General features: G+C 66.4%; 26 protein-coding genes. 10 read left to right on the top strand and 16 right to left on the bottom strand.

Going from position 1 to position 24,046, the window contains the following annotated elements:
- On the bottom strand, positions 1-447 hold a 447-nt coding region (locus tag GFY24_RS43235), incomplete at its 3' end, for a hypothetical protein (protein ID WP_194853189.1).
- Positions 448-583: 136 nt separating this feature from the next.
- Entirely contained in the window at positions 584-1,087 is a 504-nt protein-coding gene (locus tag GFY24_RS38445; RefSeq protein ID WP_153810050.1) for a nuclear transport factor 2 family protein, read from the bottom strand.
- Positions 1,088-1,202: 115 nt separating this feature from the next.
- Here GFY24_RS38445 and GFY24_RS38450 point away from each other — a divergent pair, with 115 nt between their 5' ends.
- Positions 1,203-2,012: a LysR family transcriptional regulator gene (locus GFY24_RS38450; RefSeq protein ID WP_309231855.1), complete on the top strand. Its 810-nt coding sequence runs from the start codon at positions 1,203-1,205 to the stop codon at positions 2,010-2,012.
- A 20-nt stretch (positions 2,013-2,032) separates the two neighbouring features.
- Here the strand turns inward: GFY24_RS38450 and GFY24_RS38455 are convergent, their stop codons facing one another.
- On the bottom strand, positions 2,033-3,118 hold the full coding sequence (locus GFY24_RS38455; RefSeq protein WP_228567080.1) for an NAD(P)-dependent alcohol dehydrogenase: 1,086 nt from the start codon (positions 3,116-3,118) through the stop codon (positions 2,033-2,035).
- Positions 3,119-3,240: 122 nt separating this feature from the next.
- On the opposite strand from GFY24_RS38455, the gene GFY24_RS38460 reads away from it, so the two are divergent.
- From GFY24_RS38460 to GFY24_RS38470, 3 genes are all read left to right on the top strand, one after another.
- Positions 3,241-4,041 carry a helix-turn-helix domain-containing protein gene (locus tag GFY24_RS38460; RefSeq protein ID WP_228567081.1) on the top strand — a complete coding sequence of 267 codons (801 nt, stop codon included), beginning with the start codon at positions 3,241-3,243 and terminating at the stop codon, positions 4,039-4,041.
- Positions 4,042-4,154: 113 nt separating this feature from the next.
- On the top strand, positions 4,155-4,799 hold the full coding sequence (locus tag GFY24_RS38465; protein ID WP_153810051.1) for a PadR family transcriptional regulator: 645 nt from the start codon (positions 4,155-4,157) through the stop codon (positions 4,797-4,799).
- A gap of 186 nt (positions 4,800-4,985) precedes the next feature.
- The gene (locus tag GFY24_RS38470) at positions 4,986-6,188 is read left to right on the top strand and encodes an FAD-dependent monooxygenase (RefSeq protein WP_153810052.1); all 1,203 of its coding nucleotides are present in this window, start codon (positions 4,986-4,988) and stop codon (positions 6,186-6,188) included.
- A gap of 166 nt (positions 6,189-6,354) precedes the next feature.
- On the opposite strand, the gene GFY24_RS38475 is transcribed toward GFY24_RS38470, so the two are convergent.
- Positions 6,355-8,391: an MDR family MFS transporter gene (locus GFY24_RS38475; protein ID WP_153810053.1), complete on the bottom strand. Its 2,037-nt coding sequence runs from the start codon at positions 8,389-8,391 to the stop codon at positions 6,355-6,357.
- A gap of 170 nt (positions 8,392-8,561) precedes the next feature.
- On the opposite strand from GFY24_RS38475, the gene GFY24_RS38480 reads away from it, so the two are divergent.
- From GFY24_RS38480 to GFY24_RS38490, 3 genes are all read left to right on the top strand, one after another.
- Entirely contained in the window at positions 8,562-9,437 is an 876-nt protein-coding gene (locus tag GFY24_RS38480; RefSeq protein ID WP_153810054.1) for an oxidoreductase, read from the top strand.
- Between the two features lie 72 nt (positions 9,438-9,509).
- The gene (locus tag GFY24_RS38485; RefSeq protein ID WP_309231856.1) at positions 9,510-9,962 is read left to right on the top strand and encodes a transcriptional regulator; all 453 of its coding nucleotides are present in this window, start codon (positions 9,510-9,512) and stop codon (positions 9,960-9,962) included.
- A complete protein-coding gene (locus GFY24_RS38490; RefSeq protein WP_375336162.1) occupies positions 9,959-10,366 on the top strand; it encodes a DUF3817 domain-containing protein in 408 nt (135 codons plus the stop codon). Before GFY24_RS38485 ends, GFY24_RS38490 begins: the two co-directional genes overlap by 4 nt.
- A 71-nt stretch (positions 10,367-10,437) precedes the next feature.
- Here the strand turns inward: GFY24_RS38490 and GFY24_RS38495 are convergent, their stop codons facing one another.
- The 10 genes from GFY24_RS38495 to clpS form a co-directional block, all read right to left on the bottom strand.
- Positions 10,438-11,046: a non-canonical purine NTP pyrophosphatase gene (locus GFY24_RS38495; protein ID WP_153810055.1), complete on the bottom strand. Its 609-nt coding sequence runs from the start codon at positions 11,044-11,046 to the stop codon at positions 10,438-10,440.
- Positions 11,046-11,819 (bottom strand): ribonuclease PH, encoded by a 774-nt coding sequence (rph, locus tag GFY24_RS38500; protein ID WP_309231857.1) that lies wholly within the window; start codon positions 11,817-11,819, stop codon positions 11,046-11,048. The genes GFY24_RS38495 and rph overlap by 1 nt, the downstream gene beginning before the upstream one ends.
- 28 nt (positions 11,820-11,847) lie before the next feature.
- A complete protein-coding gene (locus GFY24_RS38505; protein ID WP_153810079.1) occupies positions 11,848-12,612 on the bottom strand; it encodes a cyclic nucleotide-degrading phosphodiesterase in 765 nt (254 codons plus the stop codon).
- 74 nt (positions 12,613-12,686) lie between these two features.
- Complete coding sequence (locus tag GFY24_RS38510) at positions 12,687-13,388, bottom strand: rhomboid family intramembrane serine protease (protein ID WP_153810057.1); 702 nt, start codon at positions 13,386-13,388, stop codon at positions 12,687-12,689.
- Between the two features lie 163 nt (positions 13,389-13,551).
- Positions 13,552-14,514, bottom strand: coding sequence for a cysteine synthase (locus GFY24_RS38515; protein ID WP_309231858.1), 963 nt, complete (start codon positions 14,512-14,514; stop codon positions 13,552-13,554).
- A gap of 2 nt (positions 14,515-14,516) precedes the next feature.
- Positions 14,517-14,795, bottom strand: coding sequence for a MoaD/ThiS family protein (locus tag GFY24_RS38520; protein ID WP_153810058.1), 279 nt, complete (start codon positions 14,793-14,795; stop codon positions 14,517-14,519).
- 30 nt (positions 14,796-14,825) lie between these two features.
- Positions 14,826-15,269: a M67 family metallopeptidase gene (locus GFY24_RS38525; protein WP_309231859.1), complete on the bottom strand. Its 444-nt coding sequence runs from the start codon at positions 15,267-15,269 to the stop codon at positions 14,826-14,828.
- 150 nt (positions 15,270-15,419) lie between these two features.
- Positions 15,420-16,481: a P1 family peptidase gene (locus tag GFY24_RS38530; protein ID WP_309231860.1), complete on the bottom strand. Its 1,062-nt coding sequence runs from the start codon at positions 16,479-16,481 to the stop codon at positions 15,420-15,422.
- Positions 16,482-16,517: 36 nt separating this feature from the next.
- Positions 16,518-17,087 carry a DUF2017 domain-containing protein gene (locus GFY24_RS38535; RefSeq protein ID WP_309231869.1) on the bottom strand — a complete coding sequence of 190 codons (570 nt, stop codon included), beginning with the start codon at positions 17,085-17,087 and terminating at the stop codon, positions 16,518-16,520.
- A 22-nt stretch (positions 17,088-17,109) separates the two neighbouring features.
- Positions 17,110-17,385 (bottom strand): ATP-dependent Clp protease adapter ClpS, encoded by a 276-nt coding sequence (clpS, locus tag GFY24_RS38540; RefSeq protein WP_228567085.1) that lies wholly within the window; start codon positions 17,383-17,385, stop codon positions 17,110-17,112.
- Between the two features lie 316 nt (positions 17,386-17,701).
- Between clpS and GFY24_RS38545 the strand changes: the two genes are divergently transcribed.
- From GFY24_RS38545 to GFY24_RS38555, 3 genes are all read left to right on the top strand, one after another.
- On the top strand, positions 17,702-19,012 hold the full coding sequence (locus GFY24_RS38545; protein WP_153810083.1) for a nicotinate phosphoribosyltransferase: 1,311 nt from the start codon (positions 17,702-17,704) through the stop codon (positions 19,010-19,012).
- A 129-nt stretch (positions 19,013-19,141) separates the two neighbouring features.
- Positions 19,142-19,711 (top strand): isochorismatase family protein, encoded by a 570-nt coding sequence (locus GFY24_RS38550; protein WP_153810061.1) that lies wholly within the window; start codon positions 19,142-19,144, stop codon positions 19,709-19,711.
- Positions 19,712-19,831: 120 nt separating this feature from the next.
- Positions 19,832-21,895: an ATP-dependent DNA helicase gene (locus tag GFY24_RS38555; protein WP_309231861.1), complete on the top strand. Its 2,064-nt coding sequence runs from the start codon at positions 19,832-19,834 to the stop codon at positions 21,893-21,895.
- Positions 21,896-22,031: 136 nt separating this feature from the next.
- Here the strand turns inward: GFY24_RS38555 and GFY24_RS38560 are convergent, their stop codons facing one another.
- Positions 22,032-22,541 (bottom strand): DoxX family protein, encoded by a 510-nt coding sequence (locus GFY24_RS38560; RefSeq protein WP_153810063.1) that lies wholly within the window; start codon positions 22,539-22,541, stop codon positions 22,032-22,034.
- Between the two features lie 114 nt (positions 22,542-22,655).
- Positions 22,656-24,017 (bottom strand): NCS2 family permease, encoded by a 1,362-nt coding sequence (locus tag GFY24_RS38565; protein WP_153810064.1) that lies wholly within the window; start codon positions 24,015-24,017, stop codon positions 22,656-22,658.
- Positions 24,018-24,046: the final 29 nt, after the last annotated feature.

Consider the following 24,046-nt stretch of genomic DNA (forward strand, 5'->3'; position numbering starts at 1 on the left):
CACGAGAATATCCGGAATCACCGGGGCGGGCGGGGGTGGCGGCGGTGCGTGCGGAGCCGGGGGTTCGGGAGCGGGGGCGGGCTCGACCGGGGCCGGGGCGTAATAGGTCTGGGGCACCGGGGCAGGGGCGGGGGCGGGGGCGACCGGTTCCGGGGCGGGCGGAGGCGGGGGCGGTACGGCTTCCGGGGCGGGTGCGGGTGGCGGCGGTCCGGCGCTCGCGGGCTGCTGGGTCGAAGTGGTGGCGGGGGTGGCCGGTTTGTCGGAGGTTTCGCCGGTGCCGGTGAAGCTGTTGCGGAGGCTGCCGCCGACCAGTGCCAGCACCACACCGAGCGAGAGCACGATCATGAGCGCCAGCGTGCGCGCGGACATTTCGCCGTTCTCCAGCACACCGGGTATGCCGTCGTCCTCGCTCACCGCTGGTTGCTCACGCACCGTGCCGAGTGTCACCGGTAGCTCCTTCGATTGCCGACCACCGCCGATCCGAAAAGCTCGCCTTCCAGGCACCGTACACATGTTTGCTGTCGACGTGAACAGCCAATGAGAAACAGAATAATTCCAGCTCAGTATCTATCTTCACCGATTGCTAGAAGATCGCCTTTGGATCACCGGAGATCCAGATGTTCTCGATGCGGACCTGCCGCATGAGCCACCGCTCACCCTCGCGAACCAGCTCCACGTCATAGCGGTTCTTCAACAGCGCGAAGACCTCGTGGTTGCCGGTGAGCAGATGCTGCGCCTCGACCATGGCGGTGAGCCGCGCGGTATCGCCGTCGATGGCGATACGCGGATTGGTTACCTGATGACTGGTGTCGACGCGCCCCTCGAAGCCGCCGAGGATGGTGTCGACAATGAAATCGCGGCCGACCATGAGCGGCGCCTGGCCACCCCACTTCTCGGCGGTCGGCTGGAAGTCGAGTTCGGCGTCCTCGGCGAAGGAGGAGGCGAACAGTTCCCGGTCGCGCAGATCCTGACCGAGCGCGAAACGGTGCAGCGCATCGGTGATCTCGGCGCGATCCCGCAATTCGCGGACCACGGCCGCGGTATCGGCGGCCGGGGCGGTGAGGGCGTGGGCGGTGGTGACGAACATTTCGACTCCTGATCTTGTGCGGTCACCTCACTTTCGGCCCGCGCGGGTGCGGTATCAATGCGCGGGTATGCAACGATCGTCAAGCTCGGCTTAACGATCCAGGTGGAGGTGGCGGGTGCTGGAACGGCACGAAATCGAGGTCCTGCTCACACTGGTGGAGGAGCTGCACTTCGGGCGCACCGCCGACCGCCTGCACCTGTCCACCGCGCGGGTCAGCCAGACCGTCGCGAAACTCGAACGGCAACTGGGGGTTCCACTCTTCGACCGCAGCAGCAGGCGGGTGGCGGCGACCCCGGCGGGGCGTGAGCTGTACGCCGAACTGCGGCCCGCCTGGGACCGGATCTCGACCGCGGTGCGGCACACCATCGACACCGGACGCGGACGCGGCGGAACACTGGAGATCGCGTTCACCGCCGCCGCGACAAGCCAATTACTTACTCGCGCCGCGGAACTCTTCCGGGAACGACTGCCGGATTGCGCCGTCCGGATCCGCGAAGCCCAACCCGCACAGGTGATTCCGTGGCTGCGTGACGGTGAGATCGATATGGCGCTGGGCATGCTGCCCGTACACGACCCGGATGTCACCGCCGGACCGCCGCTGGTCACCGAGGCGCGGGTACTCGCCGTTCCCGCGAATCACCGCCTGGCCCAGCGACGTTCGGTGACCCTGGCCGATGTCTCCCCCACCACCCTGCTGACCAGCGGCGCGACCACCACCGAACTACTCACCCAGGTCGGCGCGGGCCAGGGCGTACTGCCGATCGGCGCGCACGCCCAGCGGTACCACGCCCGCCCGGATGTGGCCTACATTCCGCTGCGCGATACCCCGTCGATCCAGTGGGCGCTGCTGTGGCGCACCGGCAATGACACCCTGCGGATTCGCGAATTCGCCAGTGCCGCAACCACTGCCGCCGAACCTGGCTGAGCCGGGATCGCTGACGCGGATCACGGGATCGAGATGACCACCTTGCCGAACGGGTCGCCCTCGGTGTAGTACCGGAATGCCTGCGCGGCCTGCTCGAAAGGGAAGACCCGGTCGATGAGCGGGCGCATGCCGTACTCGGTGATGGTGCGGTTCATCGCCTCGAAATCGGTGCGGCTGCCGACCGCGATACGACGGACGCCGAGATACTTGTAGCCGGTCGGGTCGCCGGGCTGCTGACCAGCCTCGGCCGGGAACGCGCCGATCAGGGTGACGGTCGCGTTGTAGGCCCCGGACGCGAGCGATTTCGGCAGTGTCGGCATACCGACCGCGTCGATGACATGCTGTACGCCGTCTCCTCCGGTGAGCTCCAGGACCGTGTTCTCCCAGTCCGGGGTCTGCTTGCGATCGATCACCTCGTCCGCGCCCAGCTTGCGCAGCCGATCCGCCTTGTCCGGTGACGAGGTGACCGAGATAACCCGTGCGCCAAGCATTTTGGCGTGCTGTACGGCGAACAGACCGACCACGCCGGTGCCGACCGTGAGCACGGTGTCGCCGGGTCCGACCGGTACCGGCTTGGTCAACGCCGACCAGGCCACCAGACCCGCGGCGGTCAGCGAGGCCGCCTCCTCATCGGTGAGGTGCGCGGGTACATGCATCACCGAATCCTCTTCCAGTAGAATGTAATTGGCCAGCCAGCCATTATGGTTCGCACCGTACTGTTCGAAAGAGTTCTTTTGCGACTGCGGCCCGTCGTTCCAGGCGACGAAGTAGGTGCCGGTGACCCGATCGCCGAGTGCGGCGCGAGTTACGCCCTCACCCAGGGCGATAACCTCACCGACGCCATCCACCAGCGGTGTGATGCCCGGCGTCATGGGGACCGGGTACTTGCCCTCGTAGAGCAGGATGTCGCGCCGATTCAGCGAGGTGGCACGGACCTGCACCACGACCTGATGCGGTCCCGGGACCGGGACCTCCTGTACGCGGGTGCTCAGTCCCTCGAGACCGCGCAGCGGATCCATCTGGTACGCAATGGCATTCATGGTGATTCTCCTGAAGTACGGCTCGGTGCGGGTGGTCAGGGCGGTGACTCCGAGGTCGTCGCTCATGACACCGAGTTTGTTCGGCGGCGCTGCTGAGCGCGATTCCCCGCAGGGAATGATCAAATGGCCACGCTTGTCATTCCCTGTAGGGAATCGCCCACGAACGGGCAGGTGCGGACAGTGGAGGTATGACGATCATGGCGGTGGCAGCCCCGGCGAGTCCCTTCGCCCAACAGTTGAAGCACTGGCGCACCCGGCGCCGCGTCAGTCAGCTGGACCTGGCCATCAGCGCCGAGACCAGTCAGCGCTACCTGAGCTTCCTGGAGCAGGGGCGTTCGCATCCCGGGCGGACCATGGTGGTGCGGCTGGCCGAATCGCTGGGACTCTCACTGCGCGAACGCAATACGCTGCTGCTGGCGGCCGGCTACGCGCCCGCGTTTCCCGAATCCGCTTTGGACGCACCGGAACTCGGTCCGGTGCGGCATGCGCTGGATTCCATTCTCCAAGGGCACCTGCCGTATCCGGCGGTGGTGACCCGGCCGTACGGGGTGCTGGTGGCCGCCAATGCCGCCTTCGAAATGCTGGCCGAGGGGTGCGCGCCCGAACTGCTGGACGCACCGCTCAATGTGCTGCGGCTGGCGCTGCATCCGGAGGGTCTGGCGCGGCGGGTGATCAATCTGCCCGAATGGGGGCGGCACATTACCGACAGCCTGCGTAATCGGGCCGCGCGCAGCCCGGATCCGGATCTGGACGACCTCATCGCGGAGTTGGAGGGGTATCTGCCGCCGGTCGATCCGGGGCCGCAGCACCTGGGCTTCGCGGTTCCGCTGCGGCTGCGCAGTCCGGGTGGTGAATTGCGCCTGATCACCACGCTGACCTCGTTCGCGACGGCCACCGATATCACCCTGGCCGAACTGCATCTGGAGGCATTCCTGCCCGCAGACCAGGCGACCTCGGATTATCTGCGCTCCCGCTTCGCCACCTCCTGATCCGCCCCCAGCGCCTCTCACCGCCGTGAGGGGCGTTTTTTCATGCCCGCCGGGTACTTGTGCACGAATACTCGTCGACGTATATTCGTAGACGAGTAAAGGAGGTGCCGGAGATGGCCCGCAAACGCAAAGTCGGAAACCTGATGGCACTGGCCGTACTGTCCGTCCTGGCCATTTCGCCCATGCACCGCTACGAGATCGCCGGGCGGTTGCGGGAGTACGGCAAAGACCACGACATGGGCGTCAAATGGGGCTCGCTGTACACCGTTGTCGACAACCTCACCAAGCACGGCTTCCTCGAGGTCACCGGCAGTGAGCGCGACGGCGCGCGCCCCGAACGCACCATCTACCGGATCACCGAAGCCGGTCGGGCCGAACTCACCGACTGGACAAGGGAACTCATCGCCAGCCCGCAACCCGAACAGCGGCCGTTCATGGCCGGCCTGTCGGTGCTCTCGGTGCTGCCGCCGGATGAGGTGATCGGACTGCTCACCGATCGAATCACCCAGTTGGAGAACACAATCACCGCCACCAAGACCCAATTGGACGCTCTGGAAGGCTCATTGCCGCGCCTTTTCCTGGTCGAAGACGACTATGAGCTCACCATGCTCGCCGCCGAGGCGAATTGGGCTCGCGCACTGCGCGATTCACTCGCCGACGGCAGTTTCCCGCAGATCGAGATGTGGCGGACCTGGCATCGCGACGGCGTCACCCCGGCCGATGTGGCCACGCAAGTGGAGGGAGGGCTGCACCCCTAGCGGCAAGAACCGGGCCCCGGCGAAGGTGCTGCAACACCACCGCCGAGACCCGGGAACACACCTTCCCGATCCGCGCTCGTGCAGGCGAACTCGTACCGAGTTTGGCAACTACAGGATAACTGGGTTCACCGCACGCGCTCTGATTCGGGGCTATTCCAAGCTTTCGAACATTCAGGGAGACAACCCATGTCTGAAATACGTTCTGCCCTCGTCATCGGCGGCGGCATCTCCGGACCGGTCGCCGCGACCGCACTGCACAAGGCCGGAATCGAGGCCCGCGTCTTCGAGGCGTACCCCGGCCCCGCCTACGGTATCGGCTCCAACCTCGCGCTCGCACCGAACGGGGTGGCCACGCTCGATATCATCGGCGCGGGCGACGCCGTGCGGGCCATCGCCGCACCGATCCACACCAACTCGATGTCCGTCAACAGCAAGAACTTCGCCCTGCCCGGTCTTACCGGAGTGGAGCCGCTGCGGCTGGTCGATCGGCCGGATCTGCATGTGGCACTGCACGATACGGCCGTCGCCAATGGTGTGCGGTTCGAGTACAACAAGAAACTGATCGATGTCGAGGAGCACGCGGACGGCGTCACCGCGCACTTCGCCGACGGCAGCAGTGCCACCGGTGACGTGCTGATCGGTGCGGACGGCATTCGTTCCACCGTGCGCACCCTCATCGACCCCGACGCCCCCGGACCGACGTACCTCGGCATGCTCGGCTTCGGCGCGTACACCGAGATCTCGAATCCCATCCCGCCGGGCAATATGACCTTCGCCTTCGGTAAGCGCGGCTACTACCTGTACTGGACCATGCCCGACGGGCGGGCCGCGTGGGGCGCGAACCTGCCACACGAGAAGTACATGTCGCTCTCCGAGGCGCGGACCGTGCCCAATGCGGAGTGGCTGCGCATCCTGCGCGAGGTCTACTCCGATGACGCACCCGGCGCGGAAATGGCCCGCAATACCAAGCCCGAGGATCTGATGGTGGTCGGCGCACTGCACATCATGCCGCCCGTACCGCACTGGTATCGCGGGCGCATGGTGCTCACCGGTGACGCCGTGCACGCGCCCAGCAATACCTCCGGTCAGGGCGGGTCGATGGCCATCGAGAGCGCCGTCGAGCTGGCCCGCTGCCTGCGCGATATCGACGATCCGACAACGGCTTTCGCCACCTATGAGGCGCTGCGCCGGCCTCGGGTGGAGGGTGTGGCGAACCGGGTCAAGCGGATGAACCACACCAAGGCCGCCGGGCCGATCGCCCGCGCCGCCATGGGGTTGATCATGCCGCTGATGTTCAAGCGAATGGACCCGGAGAAGGCGTTCGGACACGAACAGCGCTTCCGGATCGACTGGGATGCACCGGTTCAGCCCGTGCGCGCACTCGCCTGACGGTGGTGGTCTGAGCGGGGTCCGCTCGAAAAATACTGCCCCGCTGCGGATTACCGCAGCGGGGCAGTTTCGGGTGTGGATCCCGGCCAAAAGCATGCCGGGATGACGGAGAGGCGGCGGCCGACGGAGGGGCCGGTGTCGGCCGGTGGCCTCGGAAGGGTTGGGCTCAGCCGCGGGCGGGGAGGGCGTCGGGGCGATCCGCCTCGTCGAGGAGTTTGGTGGCGATACTGTCGATGCTCTGGTCGAACAGGGCGCGCTCCTCTGGATCGGTGAGATCCCAGTCGCCGAGCTGGTTTTCGAGCCAGTGTTTCCAGGCCGCCTGTACCGCGTCGACCTCACGCAGGCCCCGCTCGGTGAGTGCCAGGTCCGCGCCGTCGAGCCGGACCAGTCCGTCGCGCTGCGCCTTCTCGAAGACCGGCTCCACCAATTCCGGTGGCACCCAATGGGTTTTGGCGATATCGGAGACCGTCACCGAGCCGCGCAGGCGCTGATACATGCGGACCTGGCCGAGCGCCCACGCCTCGTCCTTGCCAAGCGAACTACCCGCCGCCGCAAGGATTCCCGGCTCGGGTACGGCATTGTCGCGCAGCTTTCGCAGCACGCGGACGATGGCCCGCTCCATCTGCACCCCGGGATCGGGTGAATCCGGTACCGCCCAGCCCTCGCCGATATCCTTGGCCTCACCGCGCGAACTGTCGCGCAGCGGTACCTCTTTCAACAGCCAGGCGATGAGGAAGCCGAGGACCGCGACCGGCACCACCCAGCGGAAGACATAGTCGATGGAGGTGGCGTAGGCGTCGATAATCGGTGCGGCCTGCTCCGGTGGCAGGGCGCGCAGGGTCTGCGGATTCTGCGCGATCTCCGGCGGCACCTTGGCCGCCATCAGCGCCGAACTCAGGTGCGGCCCCAGCTGATTCGAGTACAGCGTGCCGAAAACCGTGGTGCCGAAGGCACTGCCGATGGTGCGGAAGAAGGTCACCCCGGAGGTCGCGGTGCCCAGATCCGAGTAGGGCACGCTGTTCTGCACCGCGATGGTGAGCACCTGCATGGCCAGACCGATACCGAGGCCCAGAATCAGCATGTACAGCGACTGCAACCAGAAACCAGTGCTCGCGTCCATGGTGGACATGAGGAACAGGCCCACCGCCATGATGGCGGTACCCGCGATCGGGAAGAACTTGTACCGTCCCGTGCGGCCCACGATCGTTCCGGAAAGGATTGAGGTGGTGAACAATCCGACCACCAGCGGCAGCGTCTGTACACCCGACGCGGTCGCCGAGACGCCCTTCACATACTGCAGGAACGCGGGCAGATAGGTCATCGCGCCGAGCATGGCGAAGCCGACGATGAAGCTCAGGATCGAGCAGATGGTGAAGACATTGCTGCGGAACAGGCGCATGGGCAGCATGGGCTCCTCGACCCGCAACTCCACCGCCACGAATGCCACCAGCGCCACCACCGCGGCCGCGAACAGGCCGATGATCATGGCCGAGCCCCACGCGTATTCCTGTCCGCCCCACTCCAATCCGAGGATCAGGCAGGTGACGCCGATCGCGATGAGCGCGATACCGAGGTAGTCGACCAGCGGCTGCACCGCATTGCGGACCACCGGAATCGTCCGGGCCGCAACGAGAATCATGATGACGGCGATGGGCACGTTCACGTAGAAGCACCAGCGCCAGCTCAGGTGATCGGTGAACAGTCCGCCCAGCGTCGGCCCGACCACCGTGGTCACGCCGAAGACCGCGCCCAGCGCGCCCTGGTACTGGCCGCGTTCGCGCAGGGGAATCACATCGGCGATGAGCGCCATGGAGGTGACCATGAGCCCGCCCGCACCCAAACCCTGAATGGCCCGGGCAATGATCAGCAACTCCATGCCGTGCGCCATACCGGCGATGATCGAGCCGAGAATGAAGATGGCTCCGCTGAGTTGGAAGATCAGCTTGCGGCCGAACAGATCACCGAACTTTCCGGCCAGCGCGGTGGCGATCGCCTCCGCCACCAGATAGGCGGTGACCACCCATGCCATATGACCCGCACCGCCCAGATCGGCGACAATGGTCGGCAGCGCGGTGGAGACAATGGTCGAATCGAGGGCCGCCATGAGCATTCCGAGCACGACGGTGCCGAAGATGACATTGATCCTGGCCCGGCTCAGCGGTTGAGGTATCGAAGAGGCGACGGCCGCCCTGGCACCGGTCATCGGCCCAGTATGTTTTGCCCGTCATCGAGAGCCGAGCAACGACACGGCTAACAGATACTTCGCGGGCATGCTCGGCCAGTCGGTCCACCTCCGGAACTTACTCTGAAGTAAGGTCATGGCACCGTGTGCGACGAGGCACATCGAAAGCCGAACCTGTGAGGTCATCAGCCATGGCATGGAAGCCAAGCGAAATCTCGGACCAGTCCGGACGCACCTTCGTGATCACCGGAGCCAATGGTGGGATCGGCGAGCAGACCACCAAAGTACTCGCGAGCAAAGGTGCCACCGTCATTATGGCCTGCCGCAATGCCGCCAAGGCACAGCAGGTCGCCGACGGCATCGAGGGTGATGTGCGGGTCGCGGCACTGGATCTGGCCAGTCTCGCCTCGGTGCGTGAATTCGCGGACAGCACAGGCGCATTCGATGTACTCATCAATAATGCCGGGCTGATGAATATCCCGTTCTCGCGCACCGCGGACGGCTTCGAAACCCAGTGGGGCGTAAACCATCTCGGCCACTACGCGCTCACCGGGCTCCTGCTGGACAAGATCTCCGACCGGGTCGTCACGCTGTCCTCCATCGCGCACAAGCAGACGCCGAAGCTGTGGATCGACGACCTGAACTACGAGAACCGCAGGTACCAGCGCAATCTCGCGTACGCGCAGTCCAAGCTGTCCAACCTGATGTTCGCGCGGGAACTGCAACGCCGCCTCACCGCGGCCGGTTCCAGCAAGCGCTCCTACGGCGTACACCCCGGCGTCTCCGCGACCGATCTGTTCGCGCACACCGAAACCCCGCTGGACAAGATTGCCAAGCCGTTCATCCGGCTGATCGGCCACTCCCCCGCCAAGGCCGCCCACTCCTCCCTCTTCGCCGCCACCATGCCCGACGCCGACCCGGCCATCTACTGGGGACCGGCACGTTTCATGGGTAACAGGGGCCCCGTCGAACAATCCTCGTCCAGCAAGCTCTCACGGAACCAGGACCTGTGGCGTCGACTCTGGGAGGAGTCCGAGCGGCTCACCGGCGTCACCTACAAGTTCTGAGCGCCCAGCCGTTCGGATAATGCGACCTACCTCCTACTACGTGGGCCGTAGTAGGCAGGTACGGTGGATGTCGTGTCCGCTGCTCCCCACCGCCGTCCGGCCCTGATCGTCTTCGTGGTCGTGGCATTCGTGGCCTGCTTGGGCCTCGGCTGGTGGCAGTGGGGGCGCTATGAATCCGGCTCGGGCACCGGGCAGAACCTCGGCTACGCACTGCAGTGGCCGCTGTTCGCGGGATTCGTGGTGTGGGCTTACCTGCGATTCGTGCGCTTGGAGAAGGACGCGCAGTCGGAGGCCACGCCGGCGCCCGCCGATGCCGGCTCCGCCGCGCGACCCAAGCGGCCCAAGCCGGTCGCGCCGCGCGAGATTCCGGCCGGACTGCTGCCCGAGCGGCCCAAGGCGGCCGCCTCCGATGATCCGCAGACCACCGAATACAACAGGTACCTGGCCGCATTGCACGCCAGCGATCTGGATCAGCAGATTCAGCACGCCGGGCTGCGCAACCACCCCGAAAGGAGCGCCGGGTGACCGCGCGCGACAACCCCCAGGCCCCCGTCGCGACCGGTGAGGCCACCCTCGCGCCCCGCCCGCTCGGCGCCGCCGCACCCGAGAAGATCCGCGGCGCGCTCCTGCGCTATCGGATTCTGGCCTGGATCACCGGCCTCTGGCTGCTGGTGCTCACCGGTGAAGTGATCTACAAATACCTACTGCTCGAGGACAGCAGCACCGCGCCGCACTGGCTGTTCTACGTGGGACAGGTGCACGGCATCTTCTACATGCTGTACCTGGTGATGACCATCGACCTGGGTATCAAGGCGCGGTGGAAGCCCGTCACCACGGCGCTGACCTGCCTGGCCGGCACGATTCCGTTCCTGTCCTTCGTGTTCGAGCACATGCGCACCAAGGAAGTGAAGGCCGCCTTCGGGCTCTGAGCCTTCCCCCGCTACAAATCGAAACGCTCCCGTCCTCGTGGCCGGGAGCGTTTCTCGTTCGGGTACCGAAATCAGTTGGCGGCCAGGGCCTTCAGGGCCGGGAGCAACTGGCGCAGGGCACGCCCACGGTGGGAGGCGGCGTCCTTTTCGGCGGGGGTGAGTTGGGCGGCGGAGACCGTCCCGCCCTCCGGGATGAAGAGCGGGTCGTAGCCGAAACCGCCGTCGCCCACCGGCTTTCGGGCGATGGCGCCCGGCCATTCACCGCGTACGACCTCTTCGACGCCGTCGGCGACCAGGGCACAGGCGGAGACGAAGCCGGCACCGCGCCGCTCATCGGGGACATCGCCGAGTTGGCCGAGCAGCAGGGTGTTGTTGGCCTCGTCATTGCCGTGCGCACCGGCCCAGCGGGCCGAGAGCACGCCGGGCATACCGTTGAGGGCATCCACCGAGATACCGGAATCGTCTGCGACACAGGGTAATCCGGTGGCGGCATACCCGTCGCGGGCCTTGGCGAGGGCATTCTCCTCGAAGGTCGCGCCGGTTTCGGGTGCCTCATCGTATTCGGGCACATCGTTCAGCCCGACGATCTCGACGCCCGCGATCCCGGCCTCGTCGAGAATGCGGCGTAACTCGTTCAGCTTCTTGGCATTTCGGCTGGCGACCAGGACGCGGCGCGACATCAGGACTTCTTCTTCCCCTCGGACGGCTCCGGGAGCACACCCGGATACGGCAGCGCGAGCGCCTCCTTCTGCACCTGGAAGATCCGCTCACAACCCGCGAGCGCGGAGTCGAGCAGCTTGTCCAGGGTGGAGCGCGGGAAGGTCGCGCCCTCACCGGTGCCCTGGATCTCGACCAGGGTGCCGGTATCGGTGGCCACCACATTCATATCGACCTCGGCGCGCGAATCCTCCTCGTACGGAAGGTCCAGGCGCACCCGGCCATCCACCACGCCGACACTCACCGCGGCGATCGCACAGGAGATGGGCTGCGGATCGGTCAACTTGCCCGCCGCGCCCAGGTAGGTGATGGCATCCGAAAGCGCCACATACGCACCGGTAATGGCCGCGGTGCGGGTACCGCCGTCGGCCTGCAACACATCACAGTCCACCGCGATGGTGTTCTCGCCGATGGTCGACAGGTCGATGCAGGCACGTAGCGAACGCCCGATCAGCCGCGAGATCTCCTGCGTGCGACCGCCCACCTTGCCCTTGACCGACTCACGCCCGGAACGGGTGTGCGTGGCCGCGGGCAGCATGGCGTATTCGGCCGTCAGCCAGCCCAATCCGGAATCCCGGCGCCACGGCGGCACGCCATCGGTGACGCTCGCGGTGCACATGACCCGGGTCCCGCCGAACTCCACCAGCACCGATCCCGCCGGATGCGTGGTGAACCCACGGGTGATCCTTACCTCGCGGAGTTCGTCATCCGCCCTGCCATCGGCTCGTTTAGACACGGGCCACAGCCTAACGTGCGGGCCGGACTCAGATTTCGAAGACCTCGCCGGGAGAAACCGCGTGCACCGGACCGCTGAAGACGGCCTTCGCCTCGGCGATCACATCCTCGCGGGCGGTCCAGGGCGGAATGTGGGTGAGCAGCAGTTCACCGACGCCCGCCTCGGCGGCGATCATGCCCGCCTCGGTGCCCGAGAGATGGATACCCGGCGGGCGATTGGCCGGATCGTGCGTCCAGGAAGCCTCGGCGAGCAGCACATCCGCGCCACGAGCCAGGTCGTAGACCTCGGGGCAGATGGCGGTATCACCGGTGTAGACGAAGGTGCGGCCGGAGGCCGTCTTGATGCGCAGGCCGTACGACTCCGGCGGGTGGTACATGCGCCGCGCCTCGACGGTATGGCCGGGACCGAACGGAATCGGCGCACCCACCATCCACTGCCGCATATCGATGACATCGGACCAGTCGTCGGTATCGCCACCGATCTCCGCCGACGCATTACCGATCCGCAGCGAGGTATCCGACGGACCGTAGACAACGGCCTTACCGGTCGGCGGATTCGGATGGTAGCGCCGCCACACCAGCAGGCCCGGCAGATCCAGGCAGTGATCGGCGTGCAAATGCGTGAGGAAGATATCCACCTCACCCGGATCCAGATAGCGCTGCAACGCGCCGAGTACGCCGGGGCCGAAATCGATGACGGTCGGAGTCATATCCGGGCCGGTGAGCAAATATCCCGACGCCGGGGAATCCGGGCCGGACACACTGCCCGAGCACCCGATCACGGTGAGGCGCATTCCCCCATGCTGCCACGCTGCTGTCTCAGTCAAGGAGGGATCCCCCAAATCGCCGGCCGGGTTCACCGTCACCCCTACGACACGAGTCGGCCGGCACTGGCCCCGCGACGATGACGACGTTCATCCGCTGAGAGTACCCATCCCGCAACCAGGCCACCCACCGCCCCGAAAAGATGTCCTTGCCAAGAGATTCCGGGTTGGCCAGGCAGAACTCCCCACAGAATCGACCCATACAGCAACCCCACCACCAGGCCAATGGCGATCTGCACCACATTGCGCGCGAAGACGCCACGCGAGATCAGATAGGTCAGCCAGCCGAACACGAGCACCGACGCACCGATGTGCACTGAGTGCGATTGGCCCGTCAACCAGGTACCGGACTCACCGATCACCCAGATGATCGCGGTCGCCGCGAGCCCCCGGCCGATGCCGGTGAGCAGCGTCAGCAAGCCGAGGACCAATACCGGTACGGTATTACCGATCAAATGCTCCCAATTGGCATGCAGCACAGGACCGAAGAGAATGCCGTCCAAACCGTCCGTCCGACGGGGTTTCACACCGCCCGCGGCATCGAGACTGTGATCGGTGACCGTGTCGACGCCCTCCACCCCGTAGAGCAGAGCGGTAAACGCGAGAATGATCGCAATCGCCCGCTGCCACAGCAGCTTCAGCGCACCACCGCCCTGGGCCGCCACCCCCGGATTCGTCACCTGCCCGCGCAATCGGGCAATCCGATCGGGATCGAATGACGCGCCCACGCCGCCACTGCCGCTCATAACCGGTACCTCCTAGGCAAGCCCTGCCCCGAGGGTACCGGCCGCAACCCCAACTACCCGGTGAGTGTGCAGCCATGGCGGTGAATACCGGGAAACGCCGCCATGAGTGCACACTCGGCGGGCAACGGCACTCGGTTCACCAATGACGAGTGCCGTTGCGGTGTCAGGCCCAGAGTTGGCCTTCGAGGCGGTCTTCGGCCTCTTCGAGGGTGCCGTCGTAGGCGCCGGTGGAGAGGTATTTCCAGCCGCCGTCCGCTACTACGAAGGCTATGTCGGCGGTCTTGCCTGCCGTTTGGGCCTTCTTCGCCACGCCCAGGGCGGCGTGCAGGATCGCACCGGTGGAGATACCGGCGAAAATGCCTTCCTCCATGACCAATTCGCGGGTGCGGCGGACGGCGTCGTAGGGGCCGACCGAGAAGCGGGAGGTCAGAACGGACGCATCGTAGAGCTCGGGGATGAAGCCCTCGTCGATATTGCGGAGGCCGTAGACCAGTTCGCCGTAGCGGGGTTCGGCGGCGACTATCTCGATGCCGGAGACCTTTTCGCGCAGGAAGCGGCCGGTGCCCATGAGGGTGCCGGTGGTGCCCAGGCCCGCGACGAAATGGGTGATCTCGGGGAGGTCGGCGAGAATTTCGGGGCCGGTGGTCTCGTAGTGCGCGAGCGCGTTCGCGGGATTGCCGTACTGGTAGAGCATCACCCAGTCGGGGTGCTCCGCGGCGATCTGTTTGGCCAGCGCCACAGCCTGATTGGAGCCACCCGCGGCGGGTGAATCGATAATGCGCGCGCCGAACATGGTGAGCAGCTGGCGGCGCTCCACCGAGGTGTTCTCCGGCATGACGCAGACCAGTTGATAGCCCTTGAGTTTCGCGGCCATAGCCAGCGAGATGCCGGTATTGCCGCTGGTGGGCTCCAGGATGGTGCAGCCCGGGGTGAGTTTGCCGTCGGCTTCGGCCTGCTCGATCATGCGCAGCGCGGGACGGTCCTTGATGGAACCGGTCGGGTTGCGGTCCTCGAGCTTGGCCCACAGGCGAATGTGATTGTCGCCGTCCCACTGTGGGGACAGATTCTGCAGACCCACCAGCGGGGTGTTGCCGAGTGTCGCGATCAGCGACTCGTAGCGGGCCACGGTTAGCGCGCGCCGCCGGCGACCGCCGGAAGGATGGTGACGGTGCCGCCTTCGGGGACCTCGGCCGCCAGTCCACCGGTGAAGCGCACATCCTCGTCGTCGACGTAGATGTTCACGTAGCGGTTGAGCTTGCCGTCATTGAGCAGTTTGGCCTTGAGGCCGTTGTGGTTGGCGTCCAGGTCGTCGATGATCGCGGCCAGGGTCGCACCCTCGGCTTGGACGCGCTTCGCACCACCGGTGAGGGTGCGCATGATGGTGGGGATGGAGACGGTGACCGGCATTGGGGGCTCCTCGGTTTCGGCGGAAGATGTTCAGGCGTCGGCGGATTCGGGGTCGGCGCCGGACCGGTCGGGCACGATCTCGATCGGCTCCTCGGTGACCACACCCTCGAGGATGCGGTAGCTGCGCAACTCGTGCTCATCGGCATCGCGGGTGGAGATCAGCACGTAGTGGGCGTTCGGCTCGGACGCGTACGAGATATCGGTGCGGCTCGGGTACGCCTCGGTCGCGGTGTGCGAGTGATAGATCACCACCGGCTCCTGGTCGGCGTCATCCATTTCGCGCCAGACGCGCAACTGTTCACCGGAGTCGAAGCGGTAGAAGGTGGGTGAGCGTTCGGCATTCACCATGGCCACGAACCGCTCGGGGCGATCGGAGCCCTCGGGACCGGCGATAATGCCGCACGCCTCGTCCGGATGATCGGCGCGCGCGTGCGCGACCATTGCCTCGACCAGATCGGCCCTGATCACCAGCACAGTTCGAATCCTTCCGCTCACCGCTCGAAACGGCCGGGGGAATACGGACCGTCGAAACGCTGTCGTCAACAGGCCAGAATATTCACCTATTCCCGGCCGAGGAGATCACACCCCCGGGTGTGGAGCGGCCGGACGATCGCGGCGCCGGGGCTAACCGCCGAAGAGGTCTGTGTAGGAAGGGATTCCGGCTACCGAGGTGGCCGACAGGATGGCGTCGACTATGGCGCGCTCCACACAGACCGCGGCCGCGGTACAGAGTTGGTCGAGCAGGAGCAGATCGGCGGGGAAGGCCGGGGGCAGCGGGAAGGCCGGGGCCGGATCGGCCGCGCCGGTGGCCAGGGCGAAGAGGGTGTCGCCGTCCAAAGGTGAGTGCGCGGGGCGGATGGCGCGGGCCAGGCCGTCGTGGGCGGTGGTGGCCAGGCGGCGGCAGGCGGACGGATCTAGTGCGGCATCGGTCGCGACCACACCGATGGTGGTGTTGAGGACGGTGCCCTTCACCGGAAGCGCGTTCGCGGCGGCGAGGCGGTCCCCGGCTACCGGTTGCAGGCCGAAGTGGTCCGGGCCGTCCGTGCCCGCGCCCCAGGGCAATCCGGTGCGCGGGTCGAAGACCGAGCCGACCGGATTGGCAACTATCAAGGCCCCCACCGTGATTCCGGCGGCGAGGCCGTCGGTGAAGCGCACCGAGGCCGTGCCCACCCCGCCCTTGATGGAGCCCGCGCGAGCGCCCGCCCCGGCCCCCACCGAGCCACGGGCGAATTCGACCGCGGCGGCCTCGGCGGCCAGGAATCCGAAGTCGGCGGTGGGCCGAATGTTCCACGCCCCCACCGGAAGATCGAAGATCACTGCGCCGGGGACGATGGGGACGACGCGCGCGGGATCGGCGGGATCCATCGGGATGCCCTCCCGGTGCTCCTCCAGCCAGCGCATCACCCCGTCGGCGGCGGCCAGGCCGTAAGCGCTTCCGCCCGTGAGCAATACGGCATTCACCTGCCGCACGGTATTGCCGGGATCGAGCAGATCGGTTTCGCGGGTGCCGGGTCCGCCGCCGCGCACATCGACCGAGGCGGTCGCGCCGCCGGGGACGCGGAGTACGGTGCAGCCGGTGGCCGCGCCGTAGCCCAGGGTCGCCTTCGGATCGATCTCGTGCCGGTGTCCGACCAGTACGCCCGCCACATCGGTGATCGAATTATTCGGTCCCGCAACACTGTTCACGGTGTGCACCTCCGAGGCGAGGGTATCGCGGGCAGATCAGGGTATGAGCGCTTGCAGCAGCGAATCCTGCATCCAGGTGAGCCAGTGATAGACGTCCAGGCTGGCCGCGCGCGGGTCGTCCTCGTCCAACTCATCGGGTGTGTCGGCATTGATATCGAGTGCGGTGCCCAATGCCAGGCGGACGTCATTGAGCGCGTTGAGCCAGTGGTCGGCCTGCTCGGGGGTGATGATGATCTTGCCGCCCTGCGGCGGGAGGGTCTCCAGAATCACCAGTCCGGCGGCGACCTTGGTCTCGATGATGTCCGGTTCGTGCAGGCCGCGCAGGGCGCTGTTGAGGTCCGCGCGCTCGGCGTCGGGGGAACCGGGTTCGCTGCGATGGAAGTCCGGCAGCAGCCGCGCGAGTCGCGGATCGTCGGGCGGGGTGGAGTTGCCGACCTGTAGCCCGGTGAGCGCGGCCAGATCGTCCTCGGGGGCCGAACGGGCTCGATCGGTGAGTAGACCGGTCACCGCGCCCACCAGCGAACGCAGCACCTCCGCCTCGTGGGCGTCCATTTCCGAGCGGAGTTTCAGCCCGCCCAGGGAGTTCTTCCTGCTCCACTTCCGCACGGGTTCACCGTAGTCGCCCGGGTTACTGGTCACGCTGCATGGTCGCCCATAGTCCGGCCGCGTGCAGGCGCTGCACATCGTGTTCCATCTTGTCGCGGGAGCCGGAGGACACCACGGCTTTGCCCTCGTTGTGCACCTTGAGCATGAGTTCGGTTGCCTTGGCTTTGCTATAGCCGAACAGCTTTTGGAAGATGTAGGTCACGTAGTGCATGAGGTTGACCGGATCGTCCCAAACGACCGTTACCCACGGGCGGTCCTCCGCCTCCAGGATTTCGGTGTATTCGACCGCCTCCGGCATGGCCTGGGACGCCCCCAGTACCACCTGTGCCGCCGATACCGTCCCATTCGCGCCGACCGGACCGGCGGCAATCCGGACAGCATCTTCTGTGCACAGACCCATAACGTCCAGGGTACGACTCACCTCCGAAGAAACAACAACAGCACGACACGCCCAACCAACACGAGACCCCAGCACGACAGAGACCAGCCCCAAGGTTCGCGGCCCGTCCCGGTTCTGGACTGAGCGAAGCGGAGGAGCGAAGGGAGGGAAGGTTCGGGACTCTCAGGGCCGCGAACCCGCCCGGAGCGAAGCGCAGGGCAAGATAGGCACTGTGATGATCGCTGACGGGCTCACCAGCACCGCACTGCTCACCGACCAGTACGAGCTGACCATGCTCGCCGCGGCGCTGGCTGACGGATCGGGGCAGCGGCGCTGCACCTTCGAGGTATTCGCCCGGCGATTGCCGCACGGCAGACGGTACGGCGTGGTCGCCGGAACCGGGCGGCTGGTCGCGGCGCTGCGCGAATTCCGTTTCGGCGAACCGGAACTCGCGATTGTGGAGAAATTCCTGGACGCCGACACCGTGCGCTGGCTGCGCGACTATCGCTTCACCGGCGATATCGACGGCTACCGCGAGGGCGAGCTGTACTTCCCGGGTTCGCCCATCCTCACCGTGCGCGGCACCTTCGCCGAATGCGTCCTGCTGGAGACCCTCGCGCTCTCGATCTACAACCACGACAGCGCGATTGCCGCCGCGGCCGCGCGCATGGTGAGCGCCGCCGCCGGGCGGCGCATGATCGAAATGGGTTCGCGCCGAACGCATGAGCTCGCCGCACCGTCGGCCTCGCGCGCCGCCTACCTGGCGGGTTTGGACGCCACTTCCAACCTGGAAGCCGTGCGCAGCTTCGGAGTTCCCGGCGCCGGCACCAGCGCGCACGCATTCACCTTGCTGCACAGCGGATCCGACGGCGAACACGAGGCCGAGGCTTTCCGCAGCCAGATCGCCGCGCTCGGCGTGGGCACCACCCTGCTGGTCGATACCTTCGACATCACCCGCGGCGTGGCCACCGCCATCAAGGTGGCCGGACCCGAATTGGGCGGTGTGCGAATCGATTCCGGTGATCTCGGCGTGCTGGCCGGGCAGGTCCGCAAACAGCTCGACACGCTCGGCGCGGTGCGCACCAGGATCGTGGTGTCGGGAGATCTGGACGAATACGCGATCGCCGCACTCCGCGCCGAACCGGTGGACGTCTACGGCGTCGGCACCGCACTGGTGATCGGATCGGGCGCGCCGACCGCGGGCATGGTCTTCAAGCTCGTCGAGGTCGAGGGTGTCCCGGTGGCAAAACGCAGCTCCCACAAGGAGTCTCGCGGCGGCACCAAGAAGGCCGTGCGCCTGTCCCGGCGCACCGGCACCCTGGTCGAGGAGATCGTCTACCCGGCGACCGGCACCCGCCCCGAACCCAATGGCCACGACGTCCGCGACCTGCAAATCCCGCTGGTCCGCGGCGGCGAGGTGCTGGACGGCCTGCCAACCCTCACCGAGAGCCGAGAACTGGTGGCACGCGGGCTGATCAGCCTTCCCTGGGAGGGCCTCAAACTCTCGGACGGCGACCCCGCCATCCCCACCACCTTCGTCAAATAGCCGGACCTGCGGCCGAAGCCACCGGCCGACGGGGACGACTCCACTGGATGGCGACCAGGGCAGGTCGGGCGGCACAATGCAATACGAGCGCGAACCGTCGCGGTTCGCCCTGGCCCCCGGGAGGTCGTCATGAGCCGAGCTCTGATCGTCGTCGACGTGCAGAACGATTTCTGCGAAGGGGGATCGCTGGCTGTCGCGGGCGGGGCCGCGGTAGCCGAGCGGATCACCGAATACCTCGGCGTCTCGGACTACACCGCGGTGGTCGCCACCCGCGACTTCCACATCGACCCCGGCGCACACTTCTCCGAGCACCCCGACTACGTCGACACCTGGCCGCCGCACTGCCGGGTCGGGACACCCGGCGCGGACTTCCACCCCGGCCTGGACACCACCCCGATCCAAGAGGTCTTCTCCAAGGGCGCGTACACCGCCGCCTACTCCGGTTTCGAAGGCACCGCCTCGGATGGTTCCACCACGCTCACCGACTGGCTGCGCGCGCATGCCATCGACGCGGTCGACGTTTGTGGCATCGCCACCGACCACTGCGTCCGGGCCACCGCAATGGACGCCCGGGCGGCGGGCTTCGACACCCGCGTCCTGCTCGGCCTCACCGCCGCCGTCTCCCCCGTCACCTTGGAAACCGCCCTCGACAAGCTTCGGGCCTCCGGCGTCGAACTCGCGGGCACTTTGGAGAGCTGAGCACCACTGTCATCGACTGCTACGTGGATCCCGGCCGAAAACATGCCGGGATGACGGGGGATGGTCGGCGCACCGAGGTTTGCGCGCGGGTTGTCGGGCGGGCGCAGTACCGTGGTCGCCGTGCCTGAACTCCCTCCAGTCCCGAAGCTATTGGCCACCGCCGTCGAGGCGCTGGGAGGTAAGGAGCGCAAGGGGCAGCAGACCATGTCCGCGGCTGTCGCGCACTCCATCGATACCGGGGAGCATCTCGCGGTGCAGGCGGGGACCGGGACGGGGAAGTCGCTGGCTTATCTGGTGCCGAGTTTGCGGCATGCGGTGCGGACCGGGCGGACCGTGGTGGTATCCACTGCGACGATCGCGTTGCAGCGACAGTTGGTGGATCGGGATCTGCCGCGGTTGAGTCAGGCGCTGGCGGAGCCGCTGGGGCGGGTGGCGCAGTTCGCGATTCTCAAGGGGCGCAATAACTATCTGTGTTTGAACAAGATCAATAGCGCTATTCCGGACGAGCCCGGCGAGGCGGAATTGTTCGACGCGTTCGCCATCTCGCGGCTGGGGCGCGAGGTGCAGCGGCTGCACGAGTGGGTGTCCGATACCGAGACCGGGGATCGGGACGAGTTGACACCGGGCGTGAGCGATCGCGCCTGGCGACAGGTGAGCGTGAGTTCTCGTGAGTGCGTGGGGAAGTCGCGCTGCCCGTTCGGCCAGGACTGCTTCGCCGAGAAGGCGCGCGCGGAGTCCGGGAGCGCGGATGTGGTGGTCACCAATCACGCGCTGCTGGCCATCGACGCCATCAGCGGAATCCAGGTGCTGCCCGAACACGATGTCGTCGTCATCGACGAGGCGCATGAACTGGTCGACCGGGTCACCGGTGTCGCCACCGCGGAGCTGTCGACGGCCTCGATCAGCGCCGCCGCCAAACGCTGCACCAAACTCATCGACGAGCAGGAGGTGGATCGCCTCGAAGGCGCCGCCGAAGCCTGGCACGGGCTGCTCGACGAGCTGAACCCCGGCCGCTGGGATCGTCTACCCGACGGTGCCGCACCGGTTTTGGCGCTGATCCGCGATGCCGCGTGGAATGCCCGCACCGCATTGGCCCCGCAGGGCGCGAACAACGCACAGGCCGATCCCGAGGGCGCGGCCGCGCGCAATCAGGCCCTGGCGGCCATCGAGGAGGTGCACGATGCCGCCGTGCGCGTGCTCACCACCTACGACGAGCCCGATCCGGCCGCGCACCGCGATGTCGTCTGGCTGGCGGTGGACGAGATGCGTGGCGTCCCGCGCCGCACCCTGCACATGGCTCCGCTGTCGGTGGGCGGGCTGCTGCGCAGTCGCCTGTTCGCCACCGCCACAGTGGTTTTGACCTCGGCGACGCTGCAGGTCGGTGGTTCCTTCGACAATCTCGCGGTGACCTGGGGCCTGCCGCCGAAATCCTCCGCCAAGGTCGATCCGGCGCTCGCCAGCGGTATCGAAGCCCCGTCGGATGAGGCCAAGCTGCGCTGGAATTCGGTCGATGTGGGTTCCCCGTTCGATCACGCGAAATCCGGAATCCTCTATGTGGCAAAGCATTTGCCCGCCCCCGGCCGCGACGGCCTGCCGACGGCGTATCTGGATGAGATCGAACGGCTGATCACCGCCGCCAATGGCCGCACCCTCGGCCTGTTCTCCTCCATGCGAGCGGCCAAGGCCGCCACCGAAATTCTGCGGGAGCGACTGGACACACCCGTGCTGTGCCAGGGCGATGACGCCACCGGCGCGCTGGTCAAGAAATTCGCCGAGGATCCGGAAACCTCACTGTTCGGGACACTTTCGCTGTGGCAGGGCGTGGATGTGCCGGGTCCGTCGCTGAGTCTGGTTATTCTGGACCGCATTCCGTTCCCGCGCCCGGACGATCCGCTGCTCATCGCACGGCAGCGGGCGGTGGAATCGCGGGGCGGCAATGGTTTTCTGTCGGTGGCCGCGAATCACGCGGCGCTGCTGCTGGCGCAGGGTACGGGCCGGCTGCTGCGCAGTGTGGATGATCGCGGTGTAATCGCTATTCTGGATTCACGTCTCGCAACCGCCAGATATGGCGGATATTTGCGCGCGTCACTACCTCCTTATTGGGAAACTTCCGATCCGAAGGTGGTGACAAAGGCTTTGGAGCGTTTGACACAGAATGTTTCGCAAAACAAAACACCCGTGTGAGAACACTCACACGGGTGGTCCTTACTTCCGAACAGAAGTAAATTGGCTTGCGATGCTCCGGTGACCCCCCAATTCCCACATCGGATGTGTCATAGTCCCCGCGCCAAGCCCTGCACGCGGCGCGGGGACCCGAAACTTAAAGCGCCCACTTGAATACGAGAGTAATCAGTGCGGCCACGACCGCCAGCACCACCGCGGCGGCGCCCCACGCGATACCCTGCCGAGCCCACGGCCGACCGGAGTCCAGGGAGAACCGGCCCGGCCCGGTGAACGCCAGCCCCGCCGCGATGATCGCGAACAGCAACGCCGGTTCGAAGGCCGAGAACCCGCCGTGCCAAGTCGCATTGACGGCATTCAGCATGGTGCCCAAGGCAATCGCGGCGGCCAGCGGAGTGAAGAGGCCGAGCAGTAGCAGCAGCCCGCCGGTCAGTTCGCTCAGGCCCGCGAGGGTGCCGAAGATCTTGCCGGGGTTGTAGCCCATGGCCTCGAAGCCCGCCTGCGTGGCGCTCAGCCCGTAGCCGTTGAACCAGCCGAACAGTTTCTGCGTCCCGTGCACGGCGAGCAGTCCGCCGAATCCGACACGGGCCACCAGCAGGCCGATATCGGAAGCCGTGGCGTCCAGCGCATTTCGCGCGGCAGGTGTCATGGTCCCTCTTCCTATGAAAACGGACCGTGGTCCGCATCGCATCGACAGTGGGTGCTAACCGGGCTGGGCGACAGGCTATTCCGCCGCCCGCCAAGAAAGAATATGTGACCTGAGTTACTCGGCCAGGAACCAGAAGTACGACAGGAAGACCGCCATCAGCACCCACATCACCGGATGCACCTCGCGCGCACGCTTTTTCGCGACCATGACCACCGGGTAGAATAGCAACCCCATGGCGATACCGTTCGCGATCGAGTACGTCAGCGGCATCATGATCACGGTGATGAACGCCGGAACCGCGTATTCCAAACGGCTCCAATCGATATCACCGAGCGACCGCGACATGAGCACGCCGACCACGATGAGCGCCGGAGCCGTTACCGAGGGCACATCCGCGACCACCGCGAACAGCGGGAAGAAGAACATGGCCGCGAGGAACCAGCAGGCCGTGGAGACCGCGGTCAGACCGGTGCGACCGCCCGCCGAAACACCCGCGGTGGATTCGACATACGCGGTGGTGGTGGAGGTGCCGATGATCGCGCCCGCCGCCGTACCGACCGAGTCGGCGGCCAGAGCCTGTCCGGCGCGCTCCAGCTTGCCCTCCTTGGTGAGTAGTCCGGCCTGATTGGCCACCCCGATCAAAGTGCCGGAGGCATCGAAGAAGTCGACGAACAGCATGGTGAGCACCACGATGACCATCTGCCCGGTGAACGCGTCCGGCAGATGGATGACGGCCTGGCCGAAGGTCTGGTCGAGGCCGTGCGGTAGCGCAGCCACCGAATTCGGCAGGTTCACCAGGCCGGTGGCGATACCGAGAACGGTGGTGCCGAGGATGCCGTAGAGCACCGCGCCGTGCCAGCCGAGCACCAGGAAGATGACCGTCACCAGCAGGCCGAACAGCGCCAGCAGCGTGGTGCCCTTGTGGAAGTCGCCCAGATGCACGAAGGTCGCGTCGCTGGCGACCACGATGCCCGCGTTCTTGAGCCCGAGGAAGGCCACGAACATACCGATGCCCGCGCCGACCGCCAGCTTCATCTGCAGCGGGATGGCGTCGATGATCTTCTCGCGGACCTTGGTGACGGCCAGCACGAAGAAGATGATGCCCGAGAGCAAGGTGCCCGAGAGCGCCTCCTGCCACGGGATACCCATATTGAGGATGACCGTGTACGCGAAGAAGGCATTGAGGCCCATACCGGGCGCGAGCGCCACCGGGTACTTGGCCCAGATGCCCATCACCAGCGTACCGACTACGGCGGCGACGGCGGTCGCGGTGAAGACCGCCTGCGTCGGCATACCCTTGTCGCCGAGCACGCCGTGGTCGCCGAGGATGGCCGGATTCACCGCGAGGACGTAGGACATGGCGAGGAACGTGATCGTTCCGGCCATGAGCTCACGCTTGACGGTCGAACCATGTTGGCTGATGCCGAAGTACGCGTCGACGCGCCCCTTGGTGCGCGACAGGACGTCGGTGCTCATGAGTGTGGTCTCCAGTCGGCGGGGGAGGT

Origin of the sequence: Nocardia sp. SYP-A9097 (assembly GCF_009649815.1) — a bacterium.
GTDB lineage: Bacteria > Actinomycetota > Actinomycetes > Mycobacteriales > Mycobacteriaceae > Nocardia.

What these genes read in the sequence shown, in the direction of transcription:
- GFY24_RS38445 (WP_153810050.1), bottom strand. Translation starts at nt 1,087, where the DNA reads ATGTTCGTCACCACCGCCCACGCCCTCACCGCCCCGGCCGCCGATACC.
- GFY24_RS38455 (WP_228567080.1), bottom strand. Translation starts at nt 3,118, where the DNA reads ATGAGCGACGACCTCGGAGTCACCGCCCTGACCACCCGCACCGAGCCG.
- GFY24_RS38460 (WP_228567081.1), top strand. Translation starts at nt 3,241, where the DNA reads ATGACGATCATGGCGGTGGCAGCCCCGGCGAGTCCCTTCGCCCAACAG.
- GFY24_RS38465 (WP_153810051.1), top strand. Translation starts at nt 4,155, where the DNA reads ATGGCCCGCAAACGCAAAGTCGGAAACCTGATGGCACTGGCCGTACTG.
- GFY24_RS38470 (WP_153810052.1), top strand. Translation starts at nt 4,986, where the DNA reads ATGTCTGAAATACGTTCTGCCCTCGTCATCGGCGGCGGCATCTCCGGA.
- GFY24_RS38475 (WP_153810053.1), bottom strand. Translation starts at nt 8,391, where the DNA reads ATGACCGGTGCCAGGGCGGCCGTCGCCTCTTCGATACCTCAACCGCTG.
- GFY24_RS38480 (WP_153810054.1), top strand. Translation starts at nt 8,562, where the DNA reads ATGGCATGGAAGCCAAGCGAAATCTCGGACCAGTCCGGACGCACCTTC.
- GFY24_RS38495 (WP_153810055.1), bottom strand. Translation starts at nt 11,046, where the DNA reads ATGTCGCGCCGCGTCCTGGTCGCCAGCCGAAATGCCAAGAAGCTGAAC.
- GFY24_RS38505 (WP_153810079.1), bottom strand. Translation starts at nt 12,612, where the DNA reads ATGCGCCTCACCGTGATCGGGTGCTCGGGCAGTGTGTCCGGCCCGGAT.
- GFY24_RS38510 (WP_153810057.1), bottom strand. Translation starts at nt 13,388, where the DNA reads ATGAGCGGCAGTGGCGGCGTGGGCGCGTCATTCGATCCCGATCGGATT.
- GFY24_RS38520 (WP_153810058.1), bottom strand. Translation starts at nt 14,795, where the DNA reads ATGCCGGTCACCGTCTCCATCCCCACCATCATGCGCACCCTCACCGGT.
- clpS (WP_228567085.1), bottom strand. Translation starts at nt 17,385, where the DNA reads ATGCCGGAGGCGGTCGAATACACCGAAATCCTGGAGGCGGAGGACCGC.
- GFY24_RS38545 (WP_153810083.1), top strand. Translation starts at nt 17,702, where the DNA reads ATGATCGCTGACGGGCTCACCAGCACCGCACTGCTCACCGACCAGTAC.
- GFY24_RS38550 (WP_153810061.1), top strand. Translation starts at nt 19,142, where the DNA reads ATGAGCCGAGCTCTGATCGTCGTCGACGTGCAGAACGATTTCTGCGAA.
- GFY24_RS38560 (WP_153810063.1), bottom strand. Translation starts at nt 22,541, where the DNA reads ATGACACCTGCCGCGCGAAATGCGCTGGACGCCACGGCTTCCGATATC.
- GFY24_RS38565 (WP_153810064.1), bottom strand. Translation starts at nt 24,017, where the DNA reads ATGAGCACCGACGTCCTGTCGCGCACCAAGGGGCGCGTCGACGCGTAC.